The sequence below is a fragment of the Acidovorax sp. DW039 genome (genome assembly GCF_037101375.1).
Lineage (GTDB): Bacteria > Pseudomonadota > Gammaproteobacteria > Burkholderiales > Burkholderiaceae_C > Acidovorax.
This window is the reverse complement of record NZ_AP029019.1, coordinates 4671184-4684426: the sequence shown is the minus strand read 5'-3', so window position 1 is coordinate 4684426 and position 13243 is coordinate 4671184. Positions and strand designations below refer to the sequence as shown.

Annotated in this window: 10 protein-coding genes; 8 read left to right on the top strand and 2 right to left on the bottom strand. The window is 64.6% G+C overall.

Annotated elements, in window-relative coordinates; translation table 11 throughout:
* The first annotated feature begins 194 nt into the window (after positions 1-194).
* The 4 genes from AACH87_RS21020 to AACH87_RS21005 all read left to right on the top strand — a co-directional run bounded on the left by AACH87_RS21020 (position 195) and on the right by AACH87_RS21005 (position 5542).
* Positions 195-767 (top strand): hypothetical protein, encoded by a 573-nt coding sequence (locus AACH87_RS21020; RefSeq protein WP_338796510.1) that lies wholly within the window; start codon positions 195-197, stop codon positions 765-767.
* A 76-nt stretch (positions 768-843) separates the two neighbouring features.
* Positions 844-1560 carry a Bax inhibitor-1 family protein gene (locus AACH87_RS21015; protein ID WP_338796509.1) on the top strand — a complete coding sequence of 239 codons (717 nt, stop codon included), beginning with the start codon at positions 844-846 and terminating at the stop codon, positions 1558-1560.
* A 131-nt stretch (positions 1561-1691) separates the two neighbouring features.
* Positions 1692-2810, top strand: a complete 1119-nt coding sequence (locus AACH87_RS21010; RefSeq protein WP_338796508.1) for an AAA family ATPase — start codon at positions 1692-1694, stop codon at positions 2808-2810.
* Entirely contained in the window at positions 2807-5542 is a 2736-nt protein-coding gene (locus AACH87_RS21005; protein WP_338796507.1) for a DUF5682 family protein, read from the top strand. The genes AACH87_RS21010 and AACH87_RS21005 overlap by 4 nt, the downstream gene beginning before the upstream one ends.
* Before the next feature lie 326 nt (positions 5543-5868).
* Here the strand turns inward: AACH87_RS21005 and mnmA are convergent, their stop codons facing one another.
* On the bottom strand, positions 5869-7005 hold the full coding sequence (mnmA, locus tag AACH87_RS21000; protein WP_338796506.1) for a tRNA 2-thiouridine(34) synthase MnmA: 1137 nt from the start codon (positions 7003-7005) through the stop codon (positions 5869-5871).
* A 17-nt stretch (positions 7006-7022) separates the two neighbouring features.
* Positions 7023-7943, bottom strand: a complete 921-nt coding sequence (locus AACH87_RS20995; protein ID WP_338796505.1) for a LysR family transcriptional regulator — start codon at positions 7941-7943, stop codon at positions 7023-7025.
* A gap of 179 nt (positions 7944-8122) precedes the next feature.
* Here AACH87_RS20995 and AACH87_RS20990 point away from each other — a divergent pair, with 179 nt between their 5' ends.
* The 4 genes from AACH87_RS20990 to AACH87_RS20975 all read left to right on the top strand — a co-directional run bounded on the left by AACH87_RS20990 (position 8123) and on the right by AACH87_RS20975 (position 13204).
* Positions 8123-9214 (top strand): 4-oxalomesaconate tautomerase, encoded by a 1092-nt coding sequence (locus AACH87_RS20990; protein ID WP_338796504.1) that lies wholly within the window; start codon positions 8123-8125, stop codon positions 9212-9214.
* A 167-nt stretch (positions 9215-9381) separates the two neighbouring features.
* The gene (locus AACH87_RS20985; RefSeq protein ID WP_338799044.1) at positions 9382-10341 is read left to right on the top strand and encodes a tripartite tricarboxylate transporter substrate binding protein; all 960 of its coding nucleotides are present in this window, start codon (positions 9382-9384) and stop codon (positions 10339-10341) included.
* A gap of 53 nt (positions 10342-10394) precedes the next feature.
* Positions 10395-11456 carry a porin gene (locus tag AACH87_RS20980; RefSeq protein WP_338796503.1) on the top strand — a complete coding sequence of 354 codons (1062 nt, stop codon included), beginning with the start codon at positions 10395-10397 and terminating at the stop codon, positions 11454-11456.
* Between the two features lie 164 nt (positions 11457-11620).
* Positions 11621-13204: a methyl-accepting chemotaxis protein gene (locus tag AACH87_RS20975; RefSeq protein ID WP_338796502.1), complete on the top strand. Its 1584-nt coding sequence runs from the start codon at positions 11621-11623 to the stop codon at positions 13202-13204.
* The last annotated feature ends 39 nt before the right edge of the window (positions 13205-13243 follow it).

The following is a 13243-nucleotide window of genomic DNA, read 5'->3' as shown; positions in this document are numbered from 1 at the left end:
GGCTCTACACCACCTTGCAGCGGGCGCACCCTGCCAACTTGTCAAGTGCGGTAGCGCAGCGACACAAACGCATTTTTTTACCCCTGACTCAGCCCATTTCGCGGATCATCGCGGCCTTACCGCGCCATGGCGCCCAAGCGCGATGGCGCTGGACCAACATTGATTTCACAACCACAGAAAGAGAGAGGGAGCTTATGCCCGGATTCATTCGCAAAATTCTGATTTTCATCACTGGCTACGCGTGGCTGCTTTTGCTGCTGGGCCCCGGCATGATCGCCATGTCCGTCTACAGCGGCTGGAAGGCCGAAGGCGACCATGCCTACACAGCCCGTGAAAAGCTCACCACCGTGACCGGCAAGGTGGTGGAAGCTTCAGAAGTCACCGTCAAGCGCAAGCGTCGTGCCACCAAGCACTATTTCCAGATCAACGTGCAGCCCGATGCAGGTGGCGAGGTGCAGAAGCTGCGCATTGACCAGAGCACCCCCAAGGCCGTGGTGAGTGCCATGATCGACGAGAAGGTGACAGCGCTGGTCGACAAGAGCGACAACGACGTGGTGTATGAGGCCACTGTCAACGGACAGGCGCTCATCAGCTACGAAGCCACCAAGCAGCGCCTGATGGCAGAGGCAGAGTCTTCGGCCAAGTCGATGAGCGGCGCGGGCATGTGGATTTTTGCGATTTTCCTGACCCTGATCGGCGCGGGCGGAGTGTGGTCCAATCGCAAACTGCGGGCTGCTGACGAAGAAGCGCAAGCCGCTGCAGCCTGACATTCAGCGAGAGAGAGGGGGAGTGGAAAGCCTCGCGCATCCACTCCCGACAAACCAACCACCAACGGAGGAATGAATGACGAATCCCAACGTATTGACCCCTGACTCGCCCGAAGGCGCACCGTTTGAGCGGAGCGACTTCATCATCTCCACCTACAAGCACCTGGGCGCTGCTATCCTGGCGTTCGTGGTGTTGTCGGCTGTGCTGATGATGACCGGCTTCTCGGGCACCGCTGCCAAGATGCTGCTGGCCAGCGGCAACAAGTTCCTGTGGCTGGGTGTCATGGGCGCCTTCATGCTGGTGGGCTGGCTGGCCTCTCACATGGCCGATAACTCTGAAAACCCCCAAACGCAACTGATGGGCCTGGGCCTGTATGTGCTGGCCGAAGGCCTGATCTTCGCGCCCATGTTCGGCATCGCGCAGATCGTGGCCCCTGGCGCCATCGGCGCTGCGGCCTTCATCACGCTGCTGCTGGTGGGCGCGCTGACCTGGACCGCCTTCACCTCCAAGACCGATTTCTCCTTTCTGGGCGGCACGCTCAAGGTGGTGGGTCTGGTCGCTTTGGGCACCATCATTGCCGGTGCCATTTTCGGCTTCAAGCTGGGCATCTGGTTCTCGGGCCTGATGGTTGCTTTTGCTGGTGCCTGCGTGCTGTACGACACCTCCAAGATCATCCGTGACTACCCTGTGGACCGCCCCGCCGGTGCTGCCCTGCACCTGTTTGCGTCCATCGCGCTGATGCTCTGGTACGTGCTGCGCATCCTGATCAGCCTGGCCACCAGCGACGATTGATCGCCCCCTGCTGTGTCTGCCAAGCCGGAGCCCTTCACGCTCCGGCTTTTTTCATGGCGCCCCCGATTTGAAGTAAAAAGGGGCTCCAGCGCTTGATGAATCAGCGCAAGCAGCTCTTAAATTCATAGCAAATGACCGCCTCTGCCCCCATCCCTGCACAGGCCGTGCGCCTGGCCCCTGAGCACCGCTTTGCCGACGAGCTGGCCCGCCTGACCGCTGCCGACACCCATGCCCGCCCGCCGGGCTGGCGGCTGTCGCCCCGCGCGGTGCGGCAGTTCATCCTGGGCGATGCGGGGCTGAAGGTCAGCCAGAAATTCTTTGGCGACGATGCCCTGGTCGACCGCGCCATCGTCACCCTTATGGGCCACCAGGGCCTGATGCTGGTGGGCGAGCCGGGCACGGCCAAGTCGCTGCTGTCCGAGCTGCTGGCAGCCGCCATCAGCGGCGATTCGGGCCTTACGGTGCAGGGCACCGCAGGCACCACCGAGGACCACATCAAATACAGCTGGAACTACGCCTTGCTGCTGGCCGAAGGCCCCAGCCAGCGGGCGCTGGTGCCCTCGCCCGTGTACCGCGCCATGCAGGCCGGGCAGATCGTGCGGTTTGAAGAAATCACCCGCTGCCCGCCCGAGATCCAGGACGTGCTCATTTCGCTGATGAGCGACAAGCAGCTCATCGTGCCCGAGCTGGCCAGGGACGAGCAAGACGGCTCGCGCCTGTTTGCGCAGCGTGGCTTCAACATCATCGCCACCGCCAACCTGCGCGACCGGGGCGTGCACGAGATGTCGTCCGCCCTCAAGCGCCGCTTCAACTTTGAAACCGTGCGCCCCATCCGCGACCACCAGTTTGAGGTGGACTTGGTGATGGCCCAGTTGCAGCGCGAGCTGGCAGGCACCGAGGCCCCCGTGCAGGTGCCGCGGGATGTGGTGGGCTTGCTCGTCACCACCTTCCAGGAACTGCGCGCAGGCCAGACGCAAGAGGGCACGGCCATCAAGGGGCTCGACGCCGTGATGTCCACCGCCGAGGCGGTGAACGTGGCCTACGCTGCCGCGCTGCAGGCCCGGCATTTCAACGGCGGCGAGCTGACCCCGCGCGAGATTGCGGGCCAGCTGCAAGGCGTGGTGCTCAAAGACAGCTTGGACGACGCCAAGCGCGTGCGCCACTACTTTGACACCGTGGTGCGCGAGCGCGCCCGTCGCGACGCGCTGTGGAAGCAGTTTCACGACGCCGCCCGCAGCCTGTGGCAATGAGCGTGATGCCTGCAGGCACCGTTGCAACGCCTACCGCATTGCCCGATGCGGTGGCCCAACAATTGCCGCAGCTGCTGGGCACCGAGGGCGATCCCGCCCGCATCGTCTTTGTGCCCGTGCGCCACCACAGCCCCGCCTGCGCCTGGGCCCTGCGCGAGTTGCTGCGTGAGCTGCGCCCTGCCGCCATCCTGATTGAAGGCCCGGACGATGTGAACAGCCTGCTGCCGCTGATGAGCGAGCCGCAAACCCGCCCGCCCGTGGCCTGGCTGTGCCAGGCGGTGCGCGAGCGGCCTTCTGCGCCCTCCGATGTCACTGATGACGCTGCGCCCGAAGCGGGAGCCGACGCCGATCCCGCGGCTCCCCGTACTGACACCAGCAGCTCCTTCTACCCCTTTTGCGACTACAGCCCCGAGTGGATCGCCATTCGCGAAGGCGCAGCGCTGGGCGCGCAGGTGGCGCTGATCGACCTGCCCTGGCAAGACAAGGCCTGGGAGCGCGAGGACGGAGAAGGCGATGCAGAGACCCTGGGCACCGCCGCGCGCAGCCAGATGGAAGAGCGCCACTTTGCCCACAGCCGCTACCTCACGGCCATGGCCCGCCAGCTTGGCTGCGCCGACCACCACGACCTGTGGGACCGCTTGTTTGAGCTGCGCAGCACCGCCCAGCGGGACGACTGGCGCAGCCTGTTCACCGACGTGTTCCACTGGTGCGCCATGGCCCGGCTGGACTATGAGCCCGAAGTGCTCGAGGCCGAGCTGAGCCTGCCCCGCGAGCGCCACATGGCCGCGCACATCCAGCGCTGGCGCGCGCAGGTGCAGGGCACCATCGTGGTGGTGACCGGGGGCTTTCACACGCCCGAGCTGCTGCGCCTGTGCGCTGCCAACGCCGATGCCAAGCCCACCAGCAAGGCCCGTAAAGCCAAAGCCATCCCCACCGCCAGAGCGGCCAAGGCATCCGCAGCCGCTGCCCCTAACGCCTGGTTGATCCGCTACAGCTTTGAACAGCTCGATGCGCTGAACGGCTACAGCGCTGGCATGCCTTCACCCGGCTACTACCAGCGCGTGTGGGAAGCGTGGAACAGCAGCGAGGCTGACGCATCGGCGTTGTCGGCATCCCGGCCCAAGGGGTCACCCCCACCCGTTCAGGCTGAGCCTGTCGAAGCCCAGCATGGCGTTAGCACGCCCAGCCCCTTCACCGCCGTAGCGCTCGACGTGCTCACCGGCTACGCCCAGCAAACCCGCCAGCAAGACCAGGCCGACGCGATCTCCACCGCCCTGGTGCAGGCCGCCGCGCTGCAAGCCCAGCGCCTGGCAGACTTGCGCGGCAACGCCGGGCCGGGGCGGCAAGACCTGCTCGACGCCATTCGCTCGTGCTTTGTCAAAGGCGCCATCGACGAAGGCACACGCGGCTTTACGGCAGACCTGCGTGCCTACCTGAGCGGCACGCGCATGGGTGAGGTGCCGCCCAGCGCAGGCTCACCCCCGCTCATCGAAGACGCCCGCCGCTTGGCTCGCGCTGCCGGGGTGCGGCTGGACGACACCACCGCCCGCACCACGCGGCTGGATCTGTACCGCAAGCCCACCCACCGCGTGCGCAGCCGCTTCTTTCAGGCCATGGCCTACCTTGACACCTGCCTGGCCCGCTGGGTCAACGGTCCGGACTTTCTGGCAGGCACTCAGCTACACCTGATGTTTGAAGAATGGCACGGTGCCTGGAGCCCGCTGGTCGAAGCCCGCCTGATTGCTCTTGCCGCCGACGGCGCTAGCGTAGAGGCCGCCTGCCTGGCCAAGCTGCAGCGCGAAGAAGCCGCCCTGGCCGACGAGGGCCGGGGCCGCAGCGCCAGTGCCGCCGTCATGCTGCTGCTGCGCGCCTGCCTGGTGGGCCTGCAGCACCGCCTGCCCCAGTTGCTGGGCATGCTCTCCACCCACCTCCACGAAGACGCCTCGCTCGGCTCCGTCATCGACTGCGGCCACCGCCTCGTCACCCTGTGGCGCGCCCGCGAGCCGCTGGGCGTGCAACAGCACCCCGAACTGCGCCGCCTGCTGGCCCGCGCGTGGCCCGCCGCGCTGTTCTTGCTGCCCAACCTGGAGCACAGCCCGGCCGATGCCGAGGCGCAAGCCGTGCAACACCTGCTGGCCCTGCGCGAGCTGGGCCGCATGCTGCACACGCTGGATGCGCTCGCTGATACAGCGGCGCCGGCCCGTGCGTTGATCGACGCCAGCCTGCTCACCCCCCACCTGCAGCACTTTGCCACCGCGCCCGACACCGCCCCCGGCGTGTGCGGCGCTGCCACGGCCCTGCTGTACCTGGAGGGGCTGTGGGACGACGCGCAGCTGGATACCGTGCTGTGCCAACGCTTTGGCCCCGGTGCCGTGCCTGCCGATGCGGTGCGGTTTTTGAACGGAGTGATGCAAGCCGCCCCCGAGCTGCTGCTGCGCTTACCCGCCCTGCTGCACGGGCTGGACGCCCTGGTGCGCGGCTGGGACGATGCCGCCTTCATCGCCCACCTGCCCGACCTGCGCCAGGCCTTCACCGCCCTGCGCCCGCAAGACACCGCCACCCTGGCCGAACGCGTGGTGGGCCTGCACGGTGGCGATGCGCGCGTGGCCGGGTCTTTGGTGGCCATGCACTACGAGACTAGCGAGGCCGATTTGCAAGCCGGGCTGGCGCTACAGCAGGCCTTGCAGGCGTCGTTGGTGCGCGATGGGTTGGGGGCGTGGGCGGGGCAGTGAGGGGCACCACACCACCCGTTCGGGCTAGGTTGGTCAAAGCTACGGCATCTACCCTATCCGTTCGGGCTGGGCTTGTCGAAGCCGGGGCATGCCGCAAAATACTCCTAAAACAATAGCTGTTTGCGCTTATTGCACGATGCTTAGAGCCATATTTGATGTTCTGCGCAGCGCTTCGACAAGCTCAGCGTGAACGGGTGGGGGAGTACAGGGCGGGAAATACGGGGATGGAAATACGTGTGGGGGAATGCGGGCAGGGAGCTCCTGGCACCACCCCTACCCGTTCAGGCTGAGCCCATCGAAGCCAGGGTACGCAGCGGGCCACCCCCTCAGCGAGCGGCCTCCACCGGGCGCTCCACCGCATTGATCACTCCCCCCCCCAAACACACGTCCCCGTCATACAGCACCGCGCTCTGGCCCGGCGTCACCGCCCATTGCGCATCGACAAAGTCCAGGGCAAAGCCCTCGGGGGCGGCGGTCAGGCTGCAGGCTACATCCTGCTGGCGGTAACGGGTTTTGGCGGCATAGGCGCCGGGTGCGGGGGCGTGGCCTGCGCACCAGCTCACGTCCTGCGCTACCAGCCGATGTGACAGCAGCCAGGGGTGATCGTGCCCCTGCACCACGCGCAGGGTGTTCTTCTCCAGGTCTTTGCGGGCCACAAACCAGGGCTCGTGCGCGCCGCCGCCGCGCTGGGCTCCTTTTTCTTTCACACCGCCAATGCCCAGGCCCTGGCGTTGGCCCAGGGTGTAAAAGCTCAGGCCCACATGCTGGCCCAGCTTGCGCCCTCGGTCGTCCAGGATGGGGCCGGGGGCGTGGCTGATGTAGCGGTTCAAAAACTCGCGGAAGGGCCGCTCGCCAATGAAGCAGATGCCGGTCGAATCCTTTTTCTTGGCGTTGGGCAGGCCAATTTCTTCGGCAATGCGACGCACCTCGGTCTTGTGCAGCTCGCCCACGGGGAACATGGTCTTGGCCAACTGCGTCTGGTTCAGGCGGTGCAAAAAGTAGCTCTGGTCCTTGCTCGGGTCCAGGCCCTTGAGCAGCTCGTGCAGCCCTGTGGCCGGGTTGTGGCGCACGCGGGCATAGTGGCCCGTGGCAATCTTCTCGGCCCCCAGGCGCATGGCGTGGTCCAAAAAGGCCTTGAATTTGATCTCGGCATTGCACAGCACATCGGGGTTGGGCGTGCGCCCGGCCTGGTATTCGCGCAGAAACTCGGCAAACACCCGGTCTTTGTAGTCAGCCGCGAAGTTGACATGCTCGATTTCGATGCCAATCACATCGGCCACGGCGGCCGCGTCCACAAAGTCGATGTTGGACGAGCAGTACTCGCTGTCGTCGTCATCTTCCCAGTTCTTCATGAAGATGCCGACCACTTCGTGGCCTTGTTGCTTGAGCAGGTAGGCAGTGACGGCGGAGTCCACTCCGCCGGAAAGGCCTACGACAACGCGATGTTTGGTATGGGCAGTCATTACCCCAATTGTATTTTTTATGCCCCGGCGGCCTTCCGCGGACGCGCAGAACGCGTAGCCACCAGCAGGTCATACAGCTGTTGCGCAGCGGGCGAAAGGGTTTTGCCTCTGCGCTTGATCAACCCCATTTGCCGGGTGACGACCGGCTCCACCAGCGGAACGCTGACCAGCGTGGGGTGGTCCTTGCCGGGCATGGCAAGGCTGGGCACTGCGGCCACACCCAGCCCGGCCTCCACCAGTCCCAGCAGCGTGGTCACGTGTTTGGCTTCGTACAGGCACTGGGGCCGGTCGGGCACGTTGGCCAGCGCCAGGTCCATCAGCAGACGGTTGCCCGAGGTCTTGCCGACCGACATGAAGTCGTGCTGACCCAGCTCCGCCCAGCTCACCTTCTTGCGCCGGGCCAGTACATGGTCTCTTCGGCATGCGGCCACAAAGCGCTCTGCCAGCACAGGCTTGAATTCGATCTCAGCCTCCTGGCTGCCAATGAAGTTGAGGCCAAAGTCCGCGTCGCCCTGCGCCACGGCCACCAGCACCTCGTTGGCGCTGGCGTCATGCACTTTGACGCGGATCTTGGGAAACCGCTCGTGGTAGCGCTTGACCACCTGCGGCAGGAAGTAATACACGGCAGAGGGCACGCAGGCGATGGTCACTTCACCCATGCGGCGTGCCGCCACATCGCCTAGGCCCATCAGCATGCCATCCAGGTCGTCCAGCCATGCGCGGGTCTTGCGTGCAAAGTCGCGCCCCACGGCAGTGAGCGTGACTTTGCGCGTCGTGCGGTCCAGCAGCCGCACTCCCAGCGCTTCCTCCAGCTTGTCTATACGGCGGCTGAACGCGGGTTGCGACAGATGGATGGCCTCTGCCGCCGCACGGAAGCTCTGCAGTTCTGCCACTGCGGCAAAGGCCTGGATATCAGCGAGATCGAATTTGTTGTTCATGTATGGGCCTTGTACTGCATCAGCAATTTGATGCGTTGAATGCATCAAATGTTCTGAAAATTGCAATTCATAAAGGATAAGGTGTTTGTTAAAGCAGATTTTATTATTTTGTTCAGTGCATCAATCATTGCCAACAATGCAATTCACAGAATGAACCGGGGGCAGCACCATCACGGTCCATGAGCTTCACCCTTCCCTGTGTTCTGATGCGTGGCGGCACCTCCCGCGGGCCGTTCTTCCTGGCGGACTGGCTGCCCAAAGACGCCGCAGCCCGCGACAAGACCCTGATTGCAGCCCTCGGTTCGCCCCATGAGTTGCAGATCGACGGGCTGGGCGGCGGCAACTCGCTGACCAGCAAGGTGGCCATCGTGTCGCGCTCAGTGCATGCCGACTGTGATGTGGACTATCTGTTTGCACAGGTCAGTGTGGAGGAAGCGCGTGTGGACACCAAACCCAACTGCGGCAACATGCTCGCAGGGGTGGGACCATTTGCCATAGAGCAAGGGCTGGTGAATGCCTCTGAAGGGCCTACCACCAAGGTCCGCGTTTTCAACGTCAATACGGGCTCCCGCATTGACGTTCAGGTTTGCACAGCGGGTGGCCATGTGCGCTACGAAGGCGATGTACAGATCGATGGCGTGCAGGGCACTGCAGCGCCGGTGCTGATGAATTTCCTGGATGCGTGGGGAGCGGTAACCGGTCAGATCTTCCCGACTGGGCAACGCATTGACACCATCCAGGGGCTGCAGGTGACCTGTATTGATGCCGCCCAGGTGATGGTGCTGGTGCGCGCTGCTGACCTGGGCTTGCAGGGCACCGAAACCCCTGCGCAGCTGGATGCCAATGCCGACTTGCTGCAGCGGCTGGAGTCCGTACGCCGTGAGGCCGGGCACCGCATGGGCATGGGTGATGTGTCCCAGAGCGTGCTGCCCAAGCCCGTCATCGTCTCCCCCGGTGCAGAGCTGGGCAGCATTGTTTCCCGCTATTTCACGCCTCATCGCTGCCATCGGTCGCACGCGGTCACAGGAGCCATTGGTGTGGCTGCCGCCATGGTGCTGCCCGGCACGGTGGCATCCGATCCTCGTTCCCAACCTGTTGCCGGTGTGCAGCGGGTGGAAGTGCAGCACCCCGCCGGACGCATCCATGTCGATGTGGAGCTGGCCATGGAAGGGGGGCAGTGCACGCTGGTGCAAGCCGCGCTGGTCCGCACAGCGCGAAAGATTTTGCAGGGCACCTTGTACGTACCCGACAGCGCCTTGCTGGCGCACTGAGCCAGTCCACACCTTCGCGAAGCATGGCTTCGCATTGCCTTGAGCGGAAGCCGCCCGTCGTGCGAGCCCGCATTTCCAACCAGGAGACAAACATGCAAGCTATCCCTTTCCACCGCACTCGCCATGCCGCATCTGTCGCAGTGCAATCTGCTGGCCGCCGCCGCGCCATGGGGGCGCTGCTCGCAGCAGCAGCCACGGTGGGCATGGGCTGGAGCAGTCCGGCGCTGGCTGCCTACCCTGAAAAGACGATCACCCTGGTGGTGCCCACCGCAGCCGGTGGCGGCAACGATGCCATTGCCCGCGTGGTGGCGCAGAAGATGAGCACCCTGCTGGGGCAGCAGGTCATTGTGGACAACAAGGCCGGGGCCAATGGTTCCATTGCGTCAGAGTTTGTGGCCCGCGCCACGCCTGATGGCTACACCATCCTGTTCGGCTACATCGCAACGCATGGCATGAACCCTGCGCTGCAAAAGCTGCGCTATGACCCCATCAAGAGCTTTGAGCCGATTGGAATGGTGTGCACATCGCCCACCCTGATGGTGATGAACCCCCAGGTGCCCGCCAAGTCGGTGGCTGAGCTGATCCGGCTGTCGCAGTCTGCTCCTGACAAATACAACTACGCCTCGGCAGGCAACGGTACAGCCCCGCACTTTTCTGCAGAGATGTTCAAGCTGGAGAGTGGAGCCAAGCTGGCCCACGTGCCCTACCGCGGATCGGCCCCAGCCATGACAGACACCATGGCCGGCCAGACCCAGGTGATGTTCCCCAGCCTGTTTGCAGCCTATCCCTACGTCAAGTCTGGCAAGTTGCGCGCCATGGCCGTCGCAGGTACCAAACGTTCACCGCTGCTGCCCCAGGTTCCCACGCTGGAGGAACTGGGTGTCAAGGGTGTGGACATCAACCAGTGGTATGCCCTGTTTGCACCGGCGGGCACGCCCAAGCCGCTGGTCGACCAGCTCAACAAGGCTTTGCTGGCATCGCTGGCCGACAAGGACGTGGCCAAGCGCATTGAAGACCATGGCGCGCAGGTGGAGGGCAGTACCCCCGAGGTGCTGGCCCAGACCGTGAGCAAAGAGCTGACCAAGTGGCGCGGTGTGGTGCAGAAGGCCCAGCTCACACCCGACTGATATCCCAAGCCACGCGCACCCTGCGCACCAACGATTCACAACGAGGAGACTTCATGAAAAAGACAGTAGCAGCCTGCCTTGCCCTGGTGGGCACCTGTGCCATGGCGCAGACCAGCAATGTGACGATTTACGGCATCATGGACCTGGGGGTGCGCCATGCCACCGGGCTCACTGCGGCGCATGCCCCCGCAGCCGCCTCTACGGACAGTGTGGGCAGCGGCATCAACACCACCAGCCGCTGGGGCTTTCGCGGCACGGAAGACCTGGGCGGTGGCATGGCTGCTGTCTTCAACCTGGAAAGCGGTCTCAATGCCGACGTGGGCGCGCCCGCCAACAGCAGCAAGTTTTTTGACCGCGCCTCCTGGGTGGGCTTGCAGTCGGGTTGGGGCACCGTGGCGCTGGGCCGCCAGACGACGCTGCTGGCCGACGCCATCTCACCCGTAGACCCTCTGGGCATGCGCTTTGCCAGCTTCAACCCCAACATCGGCGTCACGGCGCTGAGCCAGCACGGGCTGGGCATCGAGTACGGCAGCGCGGGCAGCAACAGCGGCTCCTACCGCCTGGACAATTCCATCAAGTACACCGCCCGCTGGGGTGCCTGGACGGGCCGCGCCATGCTGGGTATGGGCGAAGTCGCAGGCAGCAGCTCTGCGCTGGCTTCTCGTGGCCTGGGATTGGGCTACGGCGCAGACGGGCTGGCGGTCTCCGGTGCCTACCAGACCTTCAAGGACGCGAACCGCCGCGATCTGGACGCCACATCACTCGGCGCTGCGTACCAGTGGGGTGCGTGGCGCCTGTCGGCCAATGTGGGCCGAAGCAAGGCTGAGACGGCTGCCGGCAAATTCACTGTGCAGCGCGTGCTGTCTGCAGGTGCCACATGGGCTGCCACCAGCCAGGTGGACCTGGTGGCCAGCTACTACAAGGTGGATCGCAGCCGTACCGGCCTTGCAGACGACGGCTACGGCCGCTGGGTAGGCTTTGCCGAGTACAAGCTCTCGCGCCGTACCAAGCTCTATGCCGAGCTGGATCGGACCCAGTGGCGCCGTGGATACCAAGGGGCCGCCAACAAGACGAATGCCACGGGTGTTTCTGCAGGGGTGATGCACACGTTTTAACGCTGGCATCTACAGGCGCAGGTCTGTATAACCATCCAACCGTGCAGTAACTGGTGGGGCTGCACGGTCTTTTTGCGTTGTGATTCAGAGCTATCTTTTGCAATAAGCGCAGGTCTTCCCATCGAGTTGGAATGCGGCCCCATCCGTACCGAAGGACACGAAGCATGAACAACCTCTCGATTGGAAAGCGGCTTGCGCTGGTGCTGGGAGCCATCCTGGCCCTGCTGGTTATCACCAGTGCACTGGCCATTGCCATGTTGCAGCAGCTCGGCCAGGAGGTGGAAGTGATGCTGGAGCGCAACACCCGCACAGAGCGCCTGGCGGTGGACTGGAGCATGAACCTCAACGCCGCCGTGCAGCGGCGCGCGGCCATCTCCAAGAGCCAGGACCCCAGCCTGAAGGCCTACTTTGCCGAAGCGAATGCGCAGAGCGTGCGGGTGACCGGAGAATTTCAGAAGCTGATCGACGAACAGCTCACCTCATCGGGCGATCGTGCTGCGCTGGAGGAAGTCAACACCCGCCGCAAGACCTACCAGACGGTGCGTGACGAAGTGACCAAGCTCAAGGACGCGGGTGACGAAGCGGCTGCGGCCCGGCTGTTTGACGAAAAGTTCGATCCTGCCGCGCGTGCGTATCAGGAAGCTGTGCAGAAGGTGGTGAACCTGCAGCGCCAGCAGCTGGATGCACGCGGCGCCCAGGTGCTGGCCTTGCGCTCACGCACCCTGTGGCTGCTGTCGATCAGCGCCGGGGTGGGGCTGGTGCTGGGTGCCGTGCTCGCGTGGCTGCTGTCACGCAGTATCGTTGGGCCGGTGCGCCGTTCGCACGCTATTGCCGTGGAGATCGGGTCGATGGATCTGCGGGGCCGCCCCCAGGCGGGCTACAGCCGGGATGAGACCGGTGCCCTGTTGCAGGCCTTGGACCGCATGCGTGCAGCACTGCGGAACACCTTGCTGGAAGTGCGCGGTGTGGTGGATGGTGTGCACACCGCCAGCCAGGAAATTGCCGCAGGCAACATGGATCTGAGCGCCCGCACCGAAAGCACCGCAGGCAGCCTGGAGGAAACCGCCAGCGCCATGGAGGAACTGACCAGCACCGTGCAGCAAAGTGCCGACGCAGCCACGCAGGCCAGCCAGCTGGCGCTGACGGCGGTGGATGTGGCCCAGCGCGGTGGCCAACTCATGGGCACCGTGGTGCAGACCATGGACCGCATTCACTCCTCTTCGGGCCGCATTGCCGACATCATTGGCGTGATCGATGGCATCGCCTTCCAGACCAACATCCTGGCCCTGAATGCCGCCGTGGAGGCCGCGCGTGCGGGTGAGCAGGGCCGGGGCTTTGCCGTGGTCGCCAGCGAGGTGCGTGCGCTGGCCCAGCGCTCGGCCTCTGCTGCCAAGGAGATCAAGACACTCATCGACGCCAGCGTGGGCGAGGTGGGCACGGGCTCCACCCAGGTCAAGGAAGCCGGGGCCACCGTGGCGCAGATCGTCGACAGCATCCAGAAGGTGCGCGACATCGTCAACGAAATCAGCGTGGCCACACGGGAGCAGAGCCAAGGCATCGCACAGATCAATGTGGCCATCAACCAGCTGGACCAGATGACGCAGCAGAACTCTGCGCTGGTCGAAGAGTCTGCCGCAGCGGCAGGCAGCCTCAACGAGCAGGCGCAAAGGCTGACACGTGCCGTGTCTGCTTTCCAGTTCGAGGATGGAGCCCGTGAGGGCGTTGCTCGGCTGGCGCATATGCAGTAACGCAGACGGGCTGGTGTGCGTGGCAAAAACAACCCCTTG